The following is a 20,839-nucleotide window of genomic DNA, read 5'->3' as shown; positions in this document are numbered from 1 at the left end:
CACGAGGGATTCCCGCTTCGGTGCGAGTGACGCCGTTCCGTCGACTGCTTCGAATCCGAAGACCACCGAGCATCAGCTTCCGGCCCCTCGGCGGATGCACGCAATAAACTTCGAACTGAGAAGTGGAACTCACTACCGGCCATTTGAGGAGAAATCGATGATGACGATCGTCACCAGGGTCACGCTTCGCGCGGAGGGCGTCCACCAATGGGACAGGGTGATGCATGCCCGGCTGGAGGCTGCGCGGGAGAAACCGGGGTGGGTGTCGGCCCAATTGCTCAAGGGCGTCGACCAGCCCCTCGAGCGCGCAATCGTCGGGGTCTGGAATTCCAAGAAGGACTGGGCGGCATGGCATCATGACGAGACATTCCGCGCAACGCGCGAACAGCTCGCCGGGCTCGAGGACTGCGCCGCGGAATCGACCTGGTTCGAGGTAGTGGAGAACGCCGAGTAGTCAGTCCGATCTGTTCTGGCCCGATCCGGTCACGTGCACGAGTAGTTCGAATTGTTGCGATACGTGACCGGCCGCAGTTGTGCGTGCGCTTCAGCCGCGTCGAGCACCTTCGACGTCATCACCAGGCTCGGACAACTGGTCCCGCCACTCGACAGCCGATGGTAGATACGCCGCACAGAAAAAGGAACGCCTTATGAAGTACGCCCGCATCGCAGTCGACGGAACACCCACGTGGGCCATCGTGCACGACGACACCGTCGAGCTCATGGACGGAACACCCTACAACGGTGGCCGGCCGACCCAAGCCCGGCTTGCACTGGCGGACGTGCACCTGCTTGCCCCGGTGACACCCTCCAAGATCTTTTGCTTGGGAAGGAACTACCGGGACCACCGTACCGAGATGGGCTACGCACATGATGGCGCACCGTCAGTATTCATGAAGGGACCCACGACCGTCATCGGGCCGGGCGACGACATCGTGCTGCCCCCGACCAGCCTCAGTACACACGTCGAACACGAGGCCGAGCTGGCGGTCGTCATCGGTAAGCCTGCTCGATTCGTGAGCGCTGACAAGGCTTTCGAGTACATCCTTGGTTACACCTGCGCCAACGACGTCAGTGCACGCGATCTGCAGCGCAGCGAACCACACCCGACGCGCGGCAAGGGATTCGACACTTTCTGCCCAGTCGGCCCGTGGATCGAGACCGACCTCGACCCCGGCAGCGGCGTTCGGCTGCGATGCAGTGTGAACGGAACCCTCCGGCAGGACGGGTCGACAACGGATATGACCTACGGTATCCCCTTCCTGATCGAGTACCTCACCAGCTTCGCGACCCTTCTTCCGGGCGACCTCGTGATCACCGGTTCTCCCGGTGGAACCGCACCATTACATGCAGGCGATCAGATCGACATCGAGATCGATGGCATCGGCACACTCACCAACGGCGTAGTCGCCCACCGCCCCTGACAGCCCGCCCGGCACATTGGGGGGGACTTCGCTTCTCGATCCGCTTTCCGAATTTGCGTCGCGTATGTGCGGCACACTCGCCTGCTCAGCGATCCGGTTGGTAAGGCTGGTTCCGGTGCAGGGGCCGGGATCGCGTACGACTTCTGGGGATCATTGGGATACGTCATGGTGACTCCAGGTGGTCCATCTAAAATGCCTGGCCTACTGCCGTTGAAACCGCGGGTGTCTGAGAGGTTGTCGGAATCCGTCGATGAGCAATGAAATAACGCAACTTCACTGAGTGGGGCACAGCGAGATCCGTGGAGCAAACAGAGGGATCGAGAATGCTGGCTTCGGAGCTGTAGGAACGGAAGGATCGACGAGACCTCGAATCACCCATGTGCGGGCCCTGTTCGGGGACGGACCACCTTTGGGAACGCTGCCCGGACTGCCTTGCGGGCATGATGGCGATGCCAGCCGGTCGTGGAGCCCAGCTCGCCGCAGGATCTTCGCTTTGCCCGGCTTGTCGGCGCTTGTAGCGGGTCGCGATCGCCGTGGTAACGGCTCTGCGTTCAAATGAGTCGAATGGCCGCCGTTGACGAAAGTGACCCAGACCACTAGTCTCGTATCTACTACATCATGTCCTGAGTGAAGGACTTTGCCATCTCGGGCTTTCCCTCTCCGGAATCAGAGCGCTACCCGGAGAACGCAACCAGTGAACCCTCAGATCCCGCCCCGTAACGGAGGAACTTCCATGACGACCCTAGGACAGGCGACAGGTTCATTTACGCGGTTCGTCGACCACGAGAATGGACTCATCAGCCGCGCGATCTACTCGGATCCCGAGATATACAAGAGCGAGCTCGAGAAAATTTTCTCGCGGGCGTGGCTCTTCATGTGTCACGAAAGCCAGATCCCGAACCCGGGCGACTTCTTCCAAACCTATATGGGCGAAGCGAAGGTGATCGTCACTCGTGCGAAGGACATGTCTGTCCAGGTTCTCCTGAACACGTGCATGCACAGGGGAAACTCTGTCTGCAAAGCTGACTCGGGCAACACCAAGACATTCATGTGCACCTACCACGGCTGGACGTATAACCTCGAAGGGAAGCTGGTAGGCCTTCCTGGGGCCAAGGATCTTTACAACGGGACTTTCGACAAGACGGCTTGGGGCCTCCGAAAAGCTGCACACGTCGACGACTACCGCGGGTTCATCTTCGCCACTCTTGACCCGGCTGCTCCCTCACTTGACACCTTTCTGGGAGCGCCGGGGAAATTCATCATCGACCAGCTCGCCGGCCGTGGCGAGATGAAGGTTCGCCCTGGCATCATCAAGCATAGAATGCGAGCCAATTGGAAAGTTCCGATCGAGAACGACTCGGACTACTACCACCCTGCGACCACGCACGCGTCCTACGTCACTGAATTGGGCTCGACGGTCGACGAGATCAACGGTATGTTCTGGGCCCAAGAAGGACGAATTGTCCTAGGCGAGTACGGCCACGTCGCAGATACTCTGAATGAGTACGATCATTCGACCATCTTTCCGCACATGACACTACTCACCTCATCTCTGCAGGTCTTGGAGATTCGCCACCCCAAGGGCCCAATGGAGACGGAGAATTGGTACTTCTGCTTCACCGACGTGAGCGCCTCTGACGAAGAACGTAAAGGCGCGCGCATGAACCAACTGCGGCGCGTCGGACCAGCCGGCCTGGTCGAGCAGGACGATGGCGAGAACTTCGAGCTGAGTACCCGAGGTACCGAGACCGCGGTGATGCGTGACGCACCTTTGAATATGAGCATGGGCCTCGGGCTCGGGGAGATGATCGACGACGAAGAGCTTGGTTTTCCAGTTATGCAGTCGCGCTACACCACCGAAGCCTACGTTCGCTGGTCGCGCCGCGCGTGGGCGGACTGGATGAATGCAGCGGACTGGCCCAGCCTGATAACGAGCCATACCCTACCTGGAGAGGCGCGGTGACCGAAATTATGTCAACACCATCGAACGGCAGTGCGACGAAGTTCCCGTCGATCGTCCCGCCGCAGTCGGACCCCACGGAGGAAGTAACTCCCGTAGTCCCACAATATTTTCCACCGCCGATACCTTTGATTTCCGCAGCGGAGCAACACGAGATCGAACAGTTCTACTACTACGAGGCAGCCCTTTTGGACGCACACAAGTTCACCGCGTGGGTGGACTTGTTCACAGATGATTGTCGCTACTTCATGCCGGTCAGGCAGACTCGACTGACCGGTCAGCTGGACGAAGAGTTCAGCAACAAGCCCGGCGACATGGCCTTCTTCGACGATGACAAAGAGCTACTCACTTTTCGCGCAAAAAAGCTTGAAAGCCAATACGCATGGGGGGAAAATCCACCCTCCCGAACAAGGCATCTCTTCACCAACATCCGCGTGGTCGAGAAAGACGACGACACAATCCAGGCGCACAGCAACTTCGTGTTCTATCGAGGTTCTTACGAACGCCACACTGACTGGTGGGTCGGTCGACGGGAAGACGTCCTGCGGCGGGAGAACGGCGGCCTGAGGATTGCCGGCAGACAAATTCTTCTAGATCACACCGTGATCCTCTCGCAGAATATGAGCCACTTCTTCTGAGAGAAGCTCACCCCCTCGTCAACTCCCACATCGGGTCCCGGCCGGGCCCTGGCGCCGAAAAGTCGTCATCCCGGCCGGCCGGCCCGTCAGAGCTGACCGAAGGTACTTCCCGGGCTGGGAATCCTCCACTGATGCAAGATCTTCGGGGGTTCCACACCCGACCACCGTTCCGCCGCGCCGACCACCATCAGGTCCGAGATCGATCACCCAGTCGGCACAGCGGATCACGTCGAGATTGTGTTCGATCACCACGACGGTGTTGCCCTTCTTGACCAAGGCCTGGAGCAACTCCAGCACCCGGTACACGTCCCCGAATTGCAGACCGGTCGTCGGCTCGTCCAGGATGTACAGAGACTGCCCGCGGGTGCGACGCTGGAGCTCCGTCGCCAGCTTGACTCGCTGTGCCTCACCGCCCGAGAGGGTCAGCGCGCTTTGACCGAGAGCGAGGTAGCCGAGACCCACGCGGTCGAGTGTGGTGAGGTAGCGGGAGATGATGCGATGCGACTCGAAGAATTCCGCGGCCTCGGTTATCCGCATCTCCAACACATCTGCGATGGACCTGCCCTTGAACCGGATGTCGAGCGTGTCCCGGTTGAACCGTCGTCCACCGCATGTTTCGCACTCGACGTGAACGTCGGGAAGGAAGTTCATCTCCACCGTGGACGTGCCCTCTCCGAGGCAGTCCTCGCAACGACCGCCCTTGACGATGAAGCTGAATCGCGGGGGTGTATCCCCGGACTTTCGCAGCAGTGGTCTGCGCGAACAACGTCCGTTGTCGAATACGCCCGTGTACCTTGCCGGGTTCGAACGCGGACTCCGCCCGATGGGCGACTGATCGACGTGAACGACCTTGTCGAGGTGTTCCATTCCGCGCATCCGGGTGTGTCGGCCGGGGCTGTGGCTGCGTCGAACCCGAACGCCCCGCCCGTACGAATGGCGGAGGCGAAGGCCTGCTTGCTGAGGGCCCGGCGAGTTTCTCGTTCGCACTGGTCCTGGTGTGCGAGGAGACCGGGTAACAATACGGTCGGGCTGCCCACCGACCGGCTCAACTCCGCGGCGGCGGCCATCAGGACGGCCGCGCGCTGGGGTTTGTGCTCGTCGGCCGCGATCCATGCCAGCGCTTGCAGGCACATGCAGGCGTTGAGGCGGTCGTGGACCTGCCGTGCCAGCTGAAGCGTCTGCTCGAGTAGCGGCACGGCCCGCGAGCGGTCGCCGTGCCGCCACACCACGACGGCGAGGGCCCACTGCGTGTACGACCGGTACATCGATTCGCCGTGCGCCTCGGTGATCGTGAGTACCCGCTCGTAGCATTCGATCGCTCGCTCCCTGTTATCCAGGAGTTCGTATGCCATGCCGAGACCGACCAGGGCCGCGACCTGGAGGACGAGTTGGTGCCGGTCGGCGAAGGCCTGGGCGGCGTTTTCGAAATGCGTGCTCGCCTCGGCTAGGTTCCCGTTGAAAATTGCCAGATAGCCCTCGGCGTTGTCGAGGTGCGCGCGCACCGCTGGGTCCGGTGTCCGGTCGCGGAGCGTGCGACCGTCCTCGACGAGATCGGTTGCGTCGCACGTCGCCCTGCAGGCCCGCCACCACGCTGGCAGCGTTGGTCGCTTTGGCCCGGTCGGCGGTGGGCGACCTGGACTGCTGCGCCAGTAGGCGGTCGAGAAAGTGGCGCCCTTCACTGAACTGGCCCCGGGAGATCCAGAAGGAGAAAAGCGAGCCGGCGAAACGGAGACCGGCCTCGGGACTGTCGGTCACGCAGAACTCCAGCGCTTCTGGGAGGTTCGGTTGCTCCCGCTCGAGCCGGCCGATCCACTCGAGCTGTCTGGACTGATCCAGTCGGTCTCCGCGTCGAGGACCATCTGTTCACACCAGGCCCGGTGCCGGCGGCGGAGTTCCTGGTACCGGCCGGCGTCCTGCGCCTTGTCGCGGCCGTACTCGCGCAGGGTCTCGAGCATCCGGAAACGCACTACGGCGCCCGACGGCTCTCGGAACAGTATCGACTTGTCGACCAGGAAGGTCACCGTATCGAGGAGTTCCCCCATGCTCAGGTCACCGTTGCAGAGCTGTTCTGCCGCATCGAGTTCGAAGCTTCCGGCAAACACCGACAATCTTGCCCACGCCTGCTGTTCCTGTGGTGTGCACAGTTCGTAGCTCCAGTCGATGCACATCCGCAGCGTCTGCTGCCGCGAGGGTGCGTCCCTGCTGCCGCGGGTCAGCAGCGAGAAACGGTCGGTCAGGCGCTGCAGGATCTGCTCGGGCGTCATCGCTCGCAGTCGGGCCGCCGCCAGTTCGATCGGCAACGGCAGCCCGTCGAGCCGCTGACAGATCCGCGCGACGGTGACCGTGTTGTTGTCCTCGGTGACCTCGAACCCGGGTAGGGCGGCGGCGCCCCGTTCAGCGAACAAGGTCACCGCATCGTTGCGGGATGCGCCCTTCGTCGGGCGGCCCGGGTCCGGGACAGTGAGCGGGTGGATCAGCAACACTGCTTCTCCTCCGATACCGAGCGGTTCGCGGCTGGTCGCGAGAATGCGTAGTCGAGGACAGACGCGCAGCAGTGATTCGGCGAGCTTCGCCACACCGTCCACCACCTGCTCGCAGTTGTCGAGCACCAGCAACAACTCCCGGGAGGCCAGGAACTCGACCAGCACATCGTTGACAGGCCTCGCGGACTGGTCGCGCAAACCTAGGACACTCGCCACCAGAAACGCCAGCAGTGACTCGTCGCGCAGCTCACCCAACTCCACCAGCCACACGCCGTCGAGGAAATCGCGCTCCAGTTTGCCGGCAACCCGCAGCGCCAGGCGAGTCTTTCCCACGCCGCCGATTCCGGTGAATGTCACCAACCGTGCGGTGGACAGCAAGTTCTTCGCCTCGCGCAGCTCGGTGCGCCGGCCGACGAAACTGGTCAGCTCCAGCGGGACGTTGCCCTTCCGGCGCGAATCCGTCGCCGGCCCTGTCCGCCAGTGTCCTGCCGGCGCGTCCGGCCCCGCAGAGGAAGTGGCTCGCGCCGGCGGCTCTTTTTGTTGTGCGGCTTCCGGTTCGGTGTGCAAGGCCATGTCGTCGACCGGGAAACCCCTGGGGACGCTGGGCTTCCTGGAGTTGTTCGCCCAGCTCCGCCGCGGACGGGCGGGCTCGTGGGTCTGCGGTCATCGCACGTTCGACGATCGCGCTCACCTCGGCGGTGATTCCGAGTTCCCCGAGATTTGGAATCGGTTCCGAGGTGATCCTCAGGAACTGTGCGACCAGTTGCTCGCCGCTGCGGCGTTCGAAGGCGGCATGACCGGTGATGGCAGCGAATAATGTTGCGGCCAAGCCATATACGTCCGCGGCGGTGGCAGCGGGTTCGCCGCGGACGACCTCGGGGGCGGTGAACGCGGGTGAACCCGTCACGATGCCCGCGGTGGTCTCGAAGCCACCGGCGATGTGCGCGATGCCGAAGTCCGCGAGCGCTGGATCGCCGTAGTCGGTGAGCAAGATGTTGCCGGGCTTGACGTCGCGGTGAAGGATGCCGAGCCGGTGCGCGGACTCCAGGGCACCTGCCATCTTCACCCCGAGCCGCAGGGCGTCCTGCAGGGGGAGCGGGCCGTCCCGGCGAATGTGTGCGTCGAGGGAGTCCAGCGGGTGGTACGGCATGACGATGTAGGGCCGGCCGTTGTCGGTGGCGCCGACATGGAGGACGTTCACGATGTTGGGGTGTCCGGTCAGCCGCCCCGCCGCGTGCTGTTCACGGAAGAAGCGTGCCCGGTTCTGCTCGTCGAGGGCCGCAGTGAGGACCTTGACCGCGACAGTGCGGTCGAGTGACGTTTGCGTGCAGCGGTAGACCACACCGAAACCGCCGCGGCCGATCTCCTGGGCGTCCTCGAACCCCACCGCCGCCAACTCCGCCGCGACCGAACCGGACTCGTCGCGTTGGGTCGCGAATGGATCGACATCGGACATCGATTACATCGATTCATCCCGTCGGCGGGTGCGGTCGATATTGCCACATAGTTCACCTCTCGATGATCTACCCAGGATATCGCCGACCACCTCAGGAGTGCGCGACCTTGCGTGTGCCAATCCAGTCGTACGGCAAACGTCCGCGTTCGAACAGCGCACCCACCGAGGGACAGTAGTTCACGACAAAACGAGTACCGGGGGTCGCTCCTCATCGGGCGAGGTTCGCGAAGGACGTGAGGCGGCGCCGGCTCAGGGCAACCGGGTGATCGCCTGACCGGCGATGCTGCCGTCGAACAGCCCGACGGGGACGGACTCGGTGATCGCGTAGGCCATGCTGTGGCCTGCCTAGAGATCACGCCGCCCGAGGCAGCAGGACGACGACTCGGTTACGGTCGATTCGAAGTAACGCGCCTCTGCCAGGCAATCGCCATAGGCGTTCCGACGGTTTCGAGCACGACCGCTGCCACGGTAACGGGGTGCGGTCGCCCGCTCTGTTGCCAGGACCTCAGGCGAGCCAGACCGCCGACGAACACTGTCGAGAGTGCGAATGTCAAGGCCGGCGATCGCTCGACACGTGCGAGCTGAGACCAGATGACGGGCCCCACCGCGAACTTGTACACGTTGGCATATCGAAGAGCGCTGTCCACCGTCGGTACCACAGCTGGCGATCCGCCCGGAACTCCCTGAGGTCCGCGCACGATTTCCCCGACCGCGCTAACCGTGGGTAGTAGCGCCAGTATCGCGAGGGTCCACTGCAATCTCCGCCGTGTGGGACTACCACCTCGGTGGGATGCGAACTGTGCCTGGTCGTCTTTCATCCTAATGTCCTTCCGTTGACCGATTATGTTCCCGGCGGTGCTCTTGGCACGCCGGGTATTTTCGATGGTGCGCGAGTGCGGGCTGTTCGAGGCAGCAGGTTGCGGTGCTGCGCCGGAAGATCTCCCGGCGCCTCGACCCGTCGCGGGAAATCGTCGGGCAGCGCCTCGCACGCTGCCGCTCGAGCTCGACGGCCACAGCATCGGGTACGAGTTGGTTCTGTTGACCAATTCGCCAACCTCTCGGGCTCCAGTTGCCCCTGGAGGGCAATGCGGCGTCGGGTCGCGACAAGAAACGACAGGCACTACTAGCTAGGTGTTTCAGTCCGTCAGCTGAGAAATTCCAGCAGTTGTGGGACGAACAGCTCGCGGCACTGGAAGACGCCCCCGTGGCCAGCGTCCGGGTAAATCCGGAGAGATGCGTTCGGAAGTAGGTGCGCAAGGTCGAACGAGCTCCGTGTCGGGAGCATGCGGTCGTCCTCGCCATTGGCGACCAGGACCGGTTGCTTGATCGAGGCCAGGTCCATGGCGTCTTGGCATCCCCAGCGGCGAATCGCAACGATCTGTGCAGCGATCCCCCTCACCGACGTCCGGCCGACGCGGTCGTCGGTGCGCTCCTCGAGCCGGTGCATGTACGCCGCCGCGGCTGCCTTGCCGTTGGGTGTCCTGGTGAAGAATAGGTAGCGCTTCGGGTCCTTGAAGGTGAGCAGGCCGTGCAGGGTGTCGCCGAGAAGCTTCGGGGTGATCGCGCCGACGCCGGCCCCTCCGGCGGGGCCCGTGCCTGCAAGGACGAGCTTCCGGATAAGTTGCGGTTCCTTCGTCGCGATGGCCTGCGAAACGAATCCACCCAGGGAGAATCCCATCAGGTCGACCTGCTCCAGGCCACGTGCTCGAATGAAAGCGATCGCGTCGTCAGCCATCGCCGCAACCGTTGTGGGCGTTCGTCCCCCGGATCCGCCGACGCCGCGGTTGTCGAAGATGATCACGCGGCGCTCGGAAGCGATGCCGTCGATCACGCGGGGATCCCAGTCGTCAAGGACCGCGGTGAAGTGGTGCAGGAACACCAAGGGGACGCCCGTGCTCGGCCCGAACTCTCGATAGGCGAATCGCGTTCCATCGATGTCGACGTACAGCGTCGGCGCGTTGTTTGCGTTCCTGACTCTCAGGGTCATCGTTCCTCCTGGGTTGAAAAAAGCCCGTACGAACCAAGCTGGACACAGCGAGGTATGACACAGCTGGTTCGGTTGTCTCGCGGCGGCTATCACCGGCGTTCGATTTTCGACTGCCATGTCTCTGCGAATTAGGTGCCGTCGCGTTTACCAACGGCGTCACCGCCTGTTCCGGTGACGGCCCCGGGTGAACGGTCCGAGCGTGCCCCGATGTCAGCGGTGGTCGGGGCTCATCGAGACGACGACCTTGCCGGCCGTGGTGCGGCCCTGTTCGACGTGCGCCATCGCCTCCAGCGTTTCGTCGAATGGGAATATCCGGTCGATGATCGGGCGGAGCTTCCCGCTGTCGTACAGGGCGCCGAGCTCGCGCAGCTGGGATCCGCTGGCCTGCATGAAGAAGAACTCGTAGCGCACTCCTAGTGCCTTTGCCTGCTTGCGAATCTTGCGGCTGAGCACGTTCATGGCCACACCCAAGAGTCTCGGAGCGCCGAGTTGCTTGGCGAATCCGGCGTCGGGTGGGCCCGCAACGCCGATAGCGAGGCCACCGGGCTTCAGGACCGTCAACGACTTCTCGAGGTTCTTCCCGCCCAGAGAGTCCAGTACCAAATCGTAGCCGGACAACATCGTTGAGAAATCTTCTCGGGTGTAGTCGACGACAATGTCGGCGCCGAGCCTTCTGACCAGGTCCGCGGTGGGCGTGTTGGTGGTCGTCGCGACGGTGGCACCGAGGTGCTTGGCCAGCTGGATGACCGTCGAACCGAGGCCACCGGCTCCTGCGTGGACGAGCACCTTGTGCCCCGGCTTCACGCCGGCCCGAACAACGAGGATCTGCCAGGCGGCAAGCGCGACCAGCGGCACCGCGGCTGCCTCCTGGACGGTGAGCGAGGCAGGCTTCGGCGCGATGTCGGCCTGGTCGATAGCGATGAACTCCGCGAAGCTTCCGATGCGCAGGTCGCGGGGACGGGCGTAGACCTCGTCGCCGGCCGTGAAGTCGCGTACGGCGGAGCCGACCTGCGTCACCACTCCGGCGACGTCGTGGCCGAGAAGGAACGGGGTCTTGTACTTCAGGAGCTGCTTGAACTCCCCGTCGCGGACCATCTTGTCCAATGGGTTGATGCTGGTGGCGCTCACTCGAACGAGGACGTCGTCGTCACCGACAGCCGGCTCGGGTACCTCGGCGGCGCGCAGCCCGTCCTTGCCGTACTTCTCTACGACGAATGCCTTCATTTCAGTCAACCTTCCGGGGGAATCCTTCAGACGATAACGAAGTTATACCAGGATGGCAACCCCGGTAGTCGCGAACGTGGCGGACTCGGGCAAACGTTGGAATCAGAAACTGTGACCTCGGGGAGCGGCTTGTTCCGACCTCGCGGCTCAGCCGAGGGGGTCCGAACCGAGCATGGCGATCGCGGTTTGGATGCCGTTCTCCAGGAATGCGTTCGAGAGATTCCGGTCTGCCAAGGCGCGGAGAGTTACCTCGTTCCGGCCCTCATCACGAAGGGCCGAGAAAGCGAAATCCGGTCGCGTCGATCGGCAACGGCGGCCATTCGCACGGTTATCGCCGCCACTGGATTCCTCGGTACTCGTGTGGGCCGCACGGGGGACGCGGATCGGCCTGACAGTTGACTGCCGCGACTAGGAACTTTAAAAAAAGATACCATTGACAATAACACTTGCAAGTTCTTACTGTGACTGCAATAACATCGACGACCGGCGTCGGCCGGCCGCAGGCACGGAGGAAATCTAATGGGTGACAACGAGAGCCGGACGTCGGTCAGCGGAAAGGTCGCGGTGATCACGGGCGGTGCCCGTGGCGTCGGTGCCGCGACCGCGCAGCTCCTTGCGGACAAGGGTGCGCACGTCGTGATCATTGATCTGGAGGAGTCGCAGATCGCCGTCCACGGCGAGGCTGCGGGCATGTTGTTGCTCAAGGGCGACGTGACCGACGCCAATGACATGGCCGCCGCCGTCGAGAAGGTGTTGGACCATTTCGGCCGGATCGACATCGTCATCGCGAATGCCGGTGTCGCAGCGCGGGGATCGACCGTGCGCGCCTCGTCGAATCATGTCAACGATCGGCTGTGGGACATCAATGTCGGCGGTGTGCTCACCACCGTCCAGGCGTGTCTGCCGTCGATCATCGCGAACCGAGGGCACGTCGTCCTTCTGTCCTCGGTGTTCGCCTTCTTGAATGGCGCCGGCACCCTTCCGTATGCGATGAGCAAAGCGGCCGTTGAGCAACTGGGTCGGGGACTGCGGGTGGAGCTCGCATCTCACGACGTCACTGTGACGACCGTGTACTTCTCGCTCGTGGACACCGAGATGATCCGACAGAGCGTCGACAGCGACCCCACCGCGCAGAAGCTGCTCGGAACCCTGCCTCGTCCGTTTCGGAAGCGGATCACGCCCGCGGAGGCCGCGACGGCGATCGTAGGCGGAATCGAACGTAGGAAGACGCGGGTGTTCCGTCCGCGACGATGGGCCGGGGTCTCAGCCTTGCGGGGGGTGGTGGGCATGGTGCTCGACGCGCATCAGGCCTCCGATGCCGTGACGCAGACGATGCTGCGCGAACTCGACCGGCGAGACGGTGAGGGCCGATTGACCAGCTGAGCATGGACTCTTGCGTGCGACATTGCCATAACATGTAGTTAACGCTATTGTTTTTTAAAGTAGATGTTGAATTCGGGCACTATGACAGTCCCTTCAGGAGGAACACCGCATGTCTGTCGCATTCACACCGGTACGGATCGGATCATGGGATCTGCCTCAGTCGTTCGTCATGGCGCCGCTGACTCGCAGCCGCGCGGGAGAGGGTAACGCCCCGACCGCGCTGAACGCCGAGTATTACGCCCAGCGCGCCGGGGCGGGGCTCATCGTGACCGAGGGCATCGCACCCAGTGCGGTCGGTCAGGGTTATCCGGCTGTGCCCGGGTTGTACACCGACGAGCAGGTCGCCGGGTGGCGGCTCGTCGCCGACGGCGTGCACGAGGCCGGGGGAACGGTCGTCGCGCAGTTGATGCATGTCGGCCGGGTCGCGCATGCGAGCAACAAGGATGGGGCCGACACTGTTGCACCCAGCGTGGTTCAGGCTCCCGGGCAGATGTTCACGTTCTCGGGCATGGTCGACCACGACGTGCCGCGGGCGCTCGAGTCCGGCGAGATCACCGCCGTGATAGCTGAATTCGTCGCCGCGGCCCGGAACGCGATCGGCGCCGGACTCGACGGGGTCGAGGTCCACGGGGCGAATGGCTACCTGCTGCACCAGTTCCTCGATCCCACGGTCAACCTGCGCGACGACGAGTTCGGCGGTTCGCCGGAACGGCGGGCCCGGTTCGTCGTCGAGGTCGTGACGGCGGTGGCCGATGCGGTCGGCGCGGACCGGGTCGGTCTGCGACTCTCGCCCGGCCACCAGTTGAACGGTATCGGTGAGGTTCCCGGGGAGGACCTGACCGCCACCTACCGGGCGGTCGTCGACGGGATCGCTCCGCTGGGTCTGGCGTACCTGAGCATCCTCGCCAACCCGTTCGAGGCCGTCGAACCGCTTGTCCGCGACCTGCGTCAGCGATTCGGTAGCTCGGTGCTCCTCAACCTCGCTGCTCCAGCCGCCACCTCGCTGGAGACGGTCGAGGAGCTTCTCGGCAACGAACTTGCCGACGCGGTCGTCGTCGGGCGGGGATTCCTGGCCAATCCGGACCTCGTGGAGCGGTGGCGCACCGGTGCCGAACTGAACGAGGTCGACTTCGGCACCCTCTACGGCGGCGGCGCCCACGGCTACACCGACTACCCGACCCTGGCCGAGATCTCTTGATACGAACTCTATTTCGTCGACACTGTCGGCATTTCGTCGACGTCACACGGCTGCGTCCACGGCAGGGAGTGGGCGCCGATGACGTCACCGGCGGACCGGGTTTCGGTCGCAGAAGTCATACCATTACGACAATTCCGAGGGAATCGACATGAGCACCTATACATCGATCAACACCGCTGAGAACCTCCAGGTCGACGGAGCGCTGGGCCGCTTCACCTACCGCCGGTTCGGCCCGCGCGGTGGGATCCCACTCGTTCTCGTTCACCGCTTCCGTGCCACCGTCGACTGGTGGGATCCCGAGTTCCTCGACATCCTCGCCGCCGATCGCGACGTCATCCTCTTCGACAACATCGGGATCGGCTACACCGGCGGTGAAGCCCTCACCACCGTGGAGGACTTCGCCGCCGGTGCGATCGACTTCATCGACGCACTGGGACTGACCGAGGTGGATCTGCTCGGATGGTCGTTCGGCGGTGTCGTCGCGCAGGCCGTCACCCTGACGCGGCCGAGTCTCGTCCGTAAACTGATCGTCGCGGGAAGCGGGTCCGGTCTCGCCCCCAACATGCCGAGCATGTCCGAGCGTGTCCTGGGGATCATGGCGAAGCCGAACGCTGACCTGGAGGACACTCTGTACCTCTTCTATCCGGAGACCGAGGAAGCCCGGAAGCTGGGGCTCGAGCACTTCGACAAGGTCTCCGCCGCGATGCCCGCAGGCGCACCGGTCGTCAGCGAAGAGGCCGCCATGGGTCAGCTTCAGGCGATCGCCGCGAGCCTGGCGACACCCTGGGAACGGGTGGTGGAAAACCTGAAGACGATCACCCAACCCGTCCTCTACGCCAACGGGATGCACGACGTGATGATCCACGCCTTCGCCTCCTACTCGGCGGTCGAGCACCTCCCGTCGGCCAAACTCGTGCTCTACAGCGATGCCGGTCACGCGTTCCTCTTCCAGCACCTCGAGGAGTTCACCACCGAGGTCAAGCGGTTCCTCGCCGGTTGAGGCACCGGCGACCTTCGCGATGAATCGCAGATGGGTCGCGGTCTCTGACTACAGCGTTGGACCCATCTGGTGCCCTGATGAAGCCGGCCCCTCGCGATCGGTTTTCCGCGGACGTGGTGGTCGGCTTCGTCGGGCACGCTGTGGTCGTCCACCCGGGCTCGGTGAAATAGCAAGCGGTAACAACATGAAAATGAAGTAGCGACTATACTATGGGTATGAATGCTCGAACGTACGGCCAGAATTGTGGGCTCGCTCGTGCGCTCGACCTTCTCGGCGAGCGGTGGACCCTGCTCATCATGCGCGACCTGGGAATGGGTCCCCGCAGGTACAAGGACCTGGCGTCGGGACTGCCGGGTATTGGCACCAACCTTCTCGCGAGTCGCCTCAAGAGCCTGGAAGAGGCCGATCTGATCGAACGAATCGTGCTGCCTCCGCCGGCATCGGTCGCGGCGTACGCACTCACCAGCGCTGGTGAGGAACTACGTCCGATGTTGGGGCAGTTAGCAGCCTGGGGACTCCGGCACGGTGCAGGGTTCAACGAGGCGGACATGACACGCGCAGAGTGGATCATCCAGGGGATGTTCGCGCGCGCCGACGCAGACGGCGCCAGCCGCTTCGGTGGCGTGGTCCAGTTCGACGTGGGCGAGGAATCCGCATGGATCGGTCCGTCAGCGAACGGCATCGTGCTCAGGCCGGGCGCTGCCCCCACGACGCCGAAAGTGCGTCTCGAGACCGATATCTCGACACTGTTTGCCGTGGCGAACGACGAGATCACAGTGGCAGACGCCCTGAAGTCCGGCGCGCTCATCGTCGAAGCGAGCGCCGAGGACATGGACGAGTTCCTCCGCGTATACAGACTCGGCGGCGTGGGCGCGCCGGCGAGCTGATTCAGGCACGCCGCGAGAGGGGAATTCGTCTCCTGGATGCCATGCGGAGGGTCAAGTCGGAGGACTCGTGAATGACGCCGATGAACTCGACCCGCTTGACTTCGCGGTGTGGTGCCTGCCGACCGGTGAGCGACGAAGTCGACCCCTTCGGGCTGCGGTGCGAGCGAACGAGTCAGTGATGACGCACCGGTAGTGCGTACCTATGCGCACAGAAGCCAGTGCCGCACGGCATGGGTGACCGCCGGCGTGGTCCAGATCGTGGGGCGACGACGCGTAAGCGCGCAGCTGTCACGTAGACGGCACTTCCCAGGTGTGAGGTGGAAGTGGCTCGGCCTCGGGAACTTCGGTTACATTGCCGCTTCCTTCGGTCAATGAAGGCGAACCGGGAGTAGTTATCTCGGTCGTCGCGACCGCACTCAGAAGTCAAAGGCGTTCCGCCACAGCGCTCGCGGCAGCGAGTGCCGAATCGTGGGATGCGTAGGCCAGCTCGACGATGTCGCCCAGCCCGATTAGGACGTTCGTTGTCATTGGTTGCAGGACATGGCGGACAGGGTCGCGGAATTGGGTGAAGTGGCCACTCAGTTCCAGGGTGATGAAGCCGTGGACGCAGCTCCACAGTTGGGTGGCGACGATCTCGGGGTCTTGGTCACCATGGATGCGGCCGCTGCGCATGAGGCGAGTGCATGCCTGGACTACATGGGCAAAGGCGGCCTGGAACGTCTCTGATCGTGCGTTGGTGCCGGGGGTCGGCGATTGAAGTGGTCGGTAGCTTCCGCGTGTTGAGAGTCCGAACACCAGATCGTAGAGGTGCGGGTTCTGCTGGGCGAGCCGGCGGCTGGATAGTGCCATTGTGAAGAGGTCGGCCACGGGGTCGTCGCTGGGACGGACCGCTTCGAAGGCCCGGTCGAGGTCTCGGAATCCTCGGTCGACGACGGCGTGGAGTAGCTCCGGTAGTCCGCCGACGTGGTAGTACACCGCCATCGTGGATACACGCGCGGCCTCGGCGACCGACCGTGCTTTGATCTCAGCAGGGCCCTTGTCGGCGAGCAGCTTGGTGGTGGCGTCGACAAGTCGCTCGGTGATCTGTTCCCGCGCCAATCGGGGTGGCGGCTTCCCTGATGGGCTTCGGCACCGCGCCGTGAACCTCCATTATCGGACCTTGCTGGTGGTTGTAGAAACGAGGTCATATTCAGGTGTGCGACAAGGCTGACGGGACGGGTCTGGGTGTCGCCTGATCGATGTGTTCGTCGACCTCGAGAAGGGGGCGCCTGGAACGCGCCGGCCGTCCGTGCCAGATGTATCCATCACTCGCACACCCCATGCGCACACAACGACGGCTGTCCACTTCGGGAGACTTCGGTCTTTCGCCCGGCACACGTATCTCATCTGCTCTTGACGACGACGTTGCGTTGCGCGTCCCCGTTCGACATAAACGAGAGCCTCTTTGGTCGCCTCGAACAGAAAGACGTGATCGACGACCCGGGCGTATGGCGTGCCATCGATGACGAATGCGAGCTGGCGTAGTTGGTCTCCGCTCGATTTCATGAGCAGGAAGGAATCTCACCCCGCAGCGTTTCGCTTTCCGGTTGATCCGAAAGATCAACAGGCACAGCACCTGTTGCACGGTCCTGTTCAATCCGGCTTCTCGATCTTGAAGATCCAAGGGATTCACACTCGCGGCGGGGACCTGAACCAAGACGTCACCATCTCGCAACTGCGGGGTGGGTATCTCGCTTGACCGCACACCGTCGTTGTTCCCGTCACGATCGAGAACGTAACGCTTTCACCGTATTTCCTCTCCCGTGTCTTCGTGAACCCCAAGGCGCCATGTCCGGCCCCAAGCGCCGATCACAGGTGCGGCTCGCCCACCGCGCGGCTTCCGCCACTGGTCCGATCATCGACGGACGAGTCGACGCGAGATCCTCGTGCGGAGGTCGCCGCTCGTTGCCGGGCTGCTCTCCCAGGTGCCACCAGTCCTCACCACGTTGCCAGCGAGGAGGCCGTAGCCGCCGGCGCTCTACCGCGAGAATGAGCTTCTCGATGCGGGTCGGCGATGCGGCATCGCTGCGGGCAAGCCTCGCGCGTGACCGACTTCATCAGTTGACTGCGGATCTGTTGGCGACACGATCGCCGACGGGGCGCGAGCTGAGCTCGCGCTTGAGAATTTTGCCGGTGGCGGTCATCGGCAGTGACGCCACGATCTCGACGATACGGGGATACTTGTAGCCCGCCATCTGTTCCCTTCCCCAGGCGACCAGCTCGTCGACGGTGGTCCGGGCGCCCGGATTGAGGATGACGAACGCCTTGGCCTCCTCGCCGTGGCTCTCGTGCGGCACGCCGACCACGGTCGCGAGGCTGACGCCGGGGTGCGTCATCAGCACCTCCTCGAGCTCACGCGGATACACGTTGAAGCCTCCGCGGATGATCATGTCCTTGGCGCGGTCGACGATGTAGTAGAAGCCGTCTTCGTCCTTGCGTGCGAGGTCGCCGGTACGGAACCACCCGTCCCTGATGACCTCGGCAGTGGCCTCGGGACGTCCGTAATAGCCCTTCATGACGTTGGGGCCCTTGATCGCAATCTCCCCGATCGCACTACCTGAACCGTCGTCTGTGATTTCGTTCCACTCCTCGTCGACGAGTTTGCACTCCACACCCCAGATGGGGACGCCGATCGAGCCTGCCCGGGGCTCCCGGTCCGGGTCGCTGAATGTCACGACGGGGGAGGTCTCCGAGAGTCCGTAGCCCTCGAGGATCTGGACGCCGAGACGCTCCTTCACCTTGGTGATGATCTCGAGCGGAAGGCTGGCCCCGCCGGAGACGCCGATGCGCAGGTTTCTGGCGATCCGGTCGATGTCGACGTCGTCGGTGAGCGCATCGAGCAGCGCCCACCACATCGTCGGTACCCCGGCGAAGAAGGTGACGTCCTCGGTCTGCATGAGCCCGATCACCTGCTGCGCGTCGAAGCGGGGGACCAGGAGCAGCGTCGCCGCCATGGAGAAGCCGGCGTGCATCTGCACGGTCGCACCGAAGGTGTGGAAGAGCGGAAGGGTGAGAATGTGGGTGTCGCCGGTGGGCTGGTTGTCGAAGAGCCGGTTGACGGTGAGGGTGTTGAGCATCGTGTTCGCGTGCGACAGTTCGGCGCCCTTGGCCTGGCCGGTCGTCCCGCTGGTGTACAGGATGATCGCGGTGTCGGTTGCCTCCGTGACGACGGAGTCGAAGGTCGTGGGCTTGCCCGCCAGCGCCTGGCCCAGCGTCTCGACGCCCTCGATCGGGCTCGGCGCCATGGGGTCCGCGGTGATCAGGAAGAAGTGCTCGGCGGGCGACTCACCGAATCCGGCGTGGCCCTCGGCGCCGATGGCCAGCTCGGGGGTGCCTTCGAAGCAGAAGTACGCCGTCGCGTCGGCGTCGGCAAGATGGTAGGCGACCTCGCGGCGCTTGAGGAGCACGTTGAGCGGAACAACGACCGCGCCGGCCTTGAGGACGCCGTAGTAGATGATCGGGAACCAGGGCAGGTTCGGGCAGCTGAGCGCAACCTTGTCGCCCGGCTGGATGCCGCGTTCGACGAGAAGGTTGGCGACCTGGTTGGCGGCGGCGTCGACTTGGGCGTAGGTGAGCCGTGTGTCGCCCAGCACCAGCGCGGGACGGGTGGGATATCTGCGGGCGGAGTCCTCGAGAAGGATCGACAAGTTCAACATGACACTCCTTTGGGTCAACCGCGCTTGGGCCGGAACGACGTCCGACCGTTCCGGCGCACCATGGCGACGGCGGTAGTGAGGCGTCCGCGGTCCGGGTCTGGTGCGAGCCCGGCGCCGAGACGATGCAACTGGTCCGTGTGCCAGCTGAGGTCGAGCAAGCCGTCGAGCGCCTTGACGTCGGCGATCTTGCCGAGCACACGGCGCATGCCGAGGCGCAGCTGGTGGGCGACGAGGGCCGGAGCGCGTCCGGCAAGGATCACGTCTGCGGCGTCCGGCGTGGTGACCGTGGGGCGACCGATGCCGACGACATCGCATTCGCCGCTCTCGATGGCGTTCTCCATCGCGGTACGCGATCGGAAGCCGCCGGTGACCGCCAGGGGGATGTCACCCACCAGTGTGCGGACGGTGCGGGCGTACTCGAGAAAGTAGGCCTCGCGTGCCCGGGTGGATGCCGCCGCCGTGCCCATCATCGCCGGAGATTCGTAGCTGCCGCCGCTGACCTCGAACAGGTCGATGCCCTCCTGGGCCAATGCGGCGAGGACGCCGCGGGACTCCTCCTCGGTGAAGCCTCCGCGCTGGAAATCGGCCGAGTTGAGCTTGATGCCGACGGCGAAGCCCGGAGAGACGCGGGACCGGATGCGGCGCACGACCTCGAGCACGAAGCGCATGCGGCGTTCCGGGTCGCCTCCCCACTCGTCGGTGCGCTGGTTCGACAGGGGCGAAAGGAATTGTGCGACGAGGTAGCCGTGGGCACCGTGCACCTGCACGCCGTCGAAGCCGGCCTCTTCGCACACGGCCGCGGCGTTCGCGAATCGCTCGATGATGTCCTCGATCTCGGCTGACGTCAGCTCGCGCGGCGCGGTGGCACCGGGGAAGTCGAGCGGGATCGGGCTCGGGGCAACGGGGGTGTGTCCGAGGGCGAGCGGGTTGGACTGGCGGCCGGGGTGATTGAGCTGCACCCAAATCGGGACGCCGGCGTCCTGCGTGGTCTTGGCCCAACGCGAGAGCGCGTCCAGATCCCGGTTGTCCTCGATCACGACGTTGCCGGGCTCACCGAGCTGACGGCGATCGACCATCACGTTTCCGGTGATGATCAGGCCGTACCCTCCCTCGCTCCACGTTCGGTAGAGCTGTTCGAGCCTGTGGTCGGCGGAGTTCTTCTTGTCGCCGAGCGCCTCGCTCAACGCGGACTTCATGATTCGGTTGGGCAGCACCCGCCCGTTGGGCAGGGTCAGGGGTTCGTGCAGGGAGGTCACGTGTGCTCCTTCGGGTGCGGATTCGACAAAGTATCCACTTCATAAAAATATAACGAATGATATTGGTTAATGAACCGATCTGGTTCGATGGTGAGTGGAACCGCTGAGTGACCGTTCGAGCGCGGCGCCCGCGCAGTGATGGGCGAATGATGGCCTGCGCGGAGGGGTATCGAACGGGCCGGCGCCTCGCGGGCCAGGATAAATGCTGTGGTCGAGTGGGCAGGATCGCCTGGCGGGCCGAATGGTGCTCC

Annotated in this window: 16 protein-coding genes and 1 pseudogene; 9 read left to right on the top strand and 8 right to left on the bottom strand. The window is 63.9% G+C overall.

Going from position 1 to position 20,839, the window contains the following annotated elements; translation table 11 throughout:
* The first annotated feature begins 157 nt into the window (after nucleotides 1-157).
* The 4 genes from ACFVJ3_RS30590 to ACFVJ3_RS30575 all read left to right on the top strand — a co-directional run bounded on the left by ACFVJ3_RS30590 (nucleotide 158) and on the right by ACFVJ3_RS30575 (nucleotide 4,019).
* On the top strand, nucleotides 158-454 hold the full coding sequence (locus tag ACFVJ3_RS30590) for an antibiotic biosynthesis monooxygenase family protein (RefSeq protein WP_378455633.1): 297 nt from the start codon (nucleotides 158-160) through the stop codon (nucleotides 452-454).
* Nucleotides 455-647: 193 nt separating this feature from the next.
* Nucleotides 648-1,421 carry a fumarylacetoacetate hydrolase family protein gene (locus ACFVJ3_RS30585; protein ID WP_378455632.1) on the top strand — a complete coding sequence of 258 codons (774 nt, stop codon included), beginning with the start codon at nucleotides 648-650 and terminating at the stop codon, nucleotides 1,419-1,421.
* Nucleotides 1,422-2,154: 733 nt separating this feature from the next.
* Nucleotides 2,155-3,384, top strand: coding sequence for an aromatic ring-hydroxylating dioxygenase subunit alpha (locus ACFVJ3_RS30580; protein WP_378455631.1), 1,230 nt, complete (start codon nucleotides 2,155-2,157; stop codon nucleotides 3,382-3,384).
* Complete coding sequence (locus ACFVJ3_RS30575; protein WP_378455630.1) at nucleotides 3,381-4,019, top strand: aromatic-ring-hydroxylating dioxygenase subunit beta; 639 nt, start codon at nucleotides 3,381-3,383, stop codon at nucleotides 4,017-4,019. Before ACFVJ3_RS30580 ends, ACFVJ3_RS30575 begins: the two co-directional genes overlap by 4 nt.
* An 18-nt stretch (nucleotides 4,020-4,037) precedes the next feature.
* On the opposite strand, the gene ACFVJ3_RS30570 is transcribed toward ACFVJ3_RS30575, so the two are convergent.
* The 5 genes and pseudogenes from ACFVJ3_RS30570 to ACFVJ3_RS30550 form a co-directional block, all read right to left on the bottom strand.
* A complete protein-coding gene (locus tag ACFVJ3_RS30570) occupies nucleotides 4,038-4,670 on the bottom strand; it encodes an ATP-binding cassette domain-containing protein (protein WP_378455629.1) in 633 nt (210 codons plus the stop codon).
* A pseudogene (locus tag ACFVJ3_RS30565) lies at nucleotides 4,667-7,958 on the bottom strand (protein kinase). Before ACFVJ3_RS30565 ends, ACFVJ3_RS30570 begins: the two are co-directional and overlap by 4 nt.
* 386 nt (nucleotides 7,959-8,344) lie before the next feature.
* Nucleotides 8,345-8,776, bottom strand: coding sequence for a DUF4345 domain-containing protein (locus ACFVJ3_RS30560; protein ID WP_378455628.1), 432 nt, complete (start codon nucleotides 8,774-8,776; stop codon nucleotides 8,345-8,347).
* 326 nt (nucleotides 8,777-9,102) lie between these two features.
* Nucleotides 9,103-9,945, bottom strand: a complete 843-nt coding sequence (locus tag ACFVJ3_RS30555; protein WP_378455627.1) for an alpha/beta fold hydrolase — start codon at nucleotides 9,943-9,945, stop codon at nucleotides 9,103-9,105.
* Between the two features lie 210 nt (nucleotides 9,946-10,155).
* Nucleotides 10,156-11,169, bottom strand: coding sequence for an NADP-dependent oxidoreductase (locus ACFVJ3_RS30550; RefSeq protein WP_378455626.1), 1,014 nt, complete (start codon nucleotides 11,167-11,169; stop codon nucleotides 10,156-10,158).
* Between the two features lie 519 nt (nucleotides 11,170-11,688).
* Between ACFVJ3_RS30550 and ACFVJ3_RS30545 the strand changes: the two genes are divergently transcribed.
* The 4 genes from ACFVJ3_RS30545 to ACFVJ3_RS30530 all read left to right on the top strand — a co-directional run bounded on the left by ACFVJ3_RS30545 (nucleotide 11,689) and on the right by ACFVJ3_RS30530 (nucleotide 15,637).
* Nucleotides 11,689-12,552, top strand: a complete 864-nt coding sequence (locus tag ACFVJ3_RS30545) for an SDR family NAD(P)-dependent oxidoreductase (RefSeq protein WP_378455625.1) — start codon at nucleotides 11,689-11,691, stop codon at nucleotides 12,550-12,552.
* Between the two features lie 109 nt (nucleotides 12,553-12,661).
* Entirely contained in the window at nucleotides 12,662-13,750 is a 1,089-nt protein-coding gene (locus ACFVJ3_RS30540) for an alkene reductase (RefSeq protein WP_378455624.1), read from the top strand.
* A 148-nt stretch (nucleotides 13,751-13,898) separates the two neighbouring features.
* Nucleotides 13,899-14,750: an alpha/beta fold hydrolase gene (locus ACFVJ3_RS30535; RefSeq protein WP_378455623.1), complete on the top strand. Its 852-nt coding sequence runs from the start codon at nucleotides 13,899-13,901 to the stop codon at nucleotides 14,748-14,750.
* Between the two features lie 215 nt (nucleotides 14,751-14,965).
* Entirely contained in the window at nucleotides 14,966-15,637 is a 672-nt protein-coding gene (locus tag ACFVJ3_RS30530) for a winged helix-turn-helix transcriptional regulator (RefSeq protein WP_378455622.1), read from the top strand.
* Nucleotides 15,638-16,060: 423 nt separating this feature from the next.
* Here the strand turns inward: ACFVJ3_RS30530 and ACFVJ3_RS30525 are convergent, their stop codons facing one another.
* Nucleotides 16,061-16,735: a TetR/AcrR family transcriptional regulator gene (locus ACFVJ3_RS30525; protein WP_378455621.1), complete on the bottom strand. Its 675-nt coding sequence runs from the start codon at nucleotides 16,733-16,735 to the stop codon at nucleotides 16,061-16,063.
* A 445-nt stretch (nucleotides 16,736-17,180) separates the two neighbouring features.
* Between ACFVJ3_RS30525 and ACFVJ3_RS30520 the strand changes: the two genes are divergently transcribed.
* Nucleotides 17,181-17,375, top strand: a complete 195-nt coding sequence (locus ACFVJ3_RS30520) for a hypothetical protein (RefSeq protein WP_378455620.1) — start codon at nucleotides 17,181-17,183, stop codon at nucleotides 17,373-17,375.
* A 358-nt stretch (nucleotides 17,376-17,733) separates the two neighbouring features.
* On the opposite strand, the gene ACFVJ3_RS30515 is transcribed toward ACFVJ3_RS30520, so the two are convergent.
* Nucleotides 17,734-19,332, bottom strand: coding sequence for a long-chain fatty acid--CoA ligase (locus ACFVJ3_RS30515; RefSeq protein ID WP_378455619.1), 1,599 nt, complete (start codon nucleotides 19,330-19,332; stop codon nucleotides 17,734-17,736).
* Nucleotides 19,333-19,346: 14 nt separating this feature from the next.
* Nucleotides 19,347-20,588 carry an NADH:flavin oxidoreductase/NADH oxidase family protein gene (locus ACFVJ3_RS30510; protein ID WP_378455618.1) on the bottom strand — a complete coding sequence of 414 codons (1,242 nt, stop codon included), beginning with the start codon at nucleotides 20,586-20,588 and terminating at the stop codon, nucleotides 19,347-19,349.
* Nucleotides 20,589-20,839: the final 251 nt, after the last annotated feature.

The sequence above is a fragment of the Rhodococcus sp. NPDC127593 genome (genome assembly GCF_042671975.1).
Taxonomy (GTDB): domain Bacteria; phylum Actinomycetota; class Actinomycetes; order Mycobacteriales; family Mycobacteriaceae; genus Rhodococcus_F.
The sequence above is the reverse complement of the archived record's forward strand: the minus strand, read 5'-3'. Positions and strand labels throughout refer to the sequence as shown.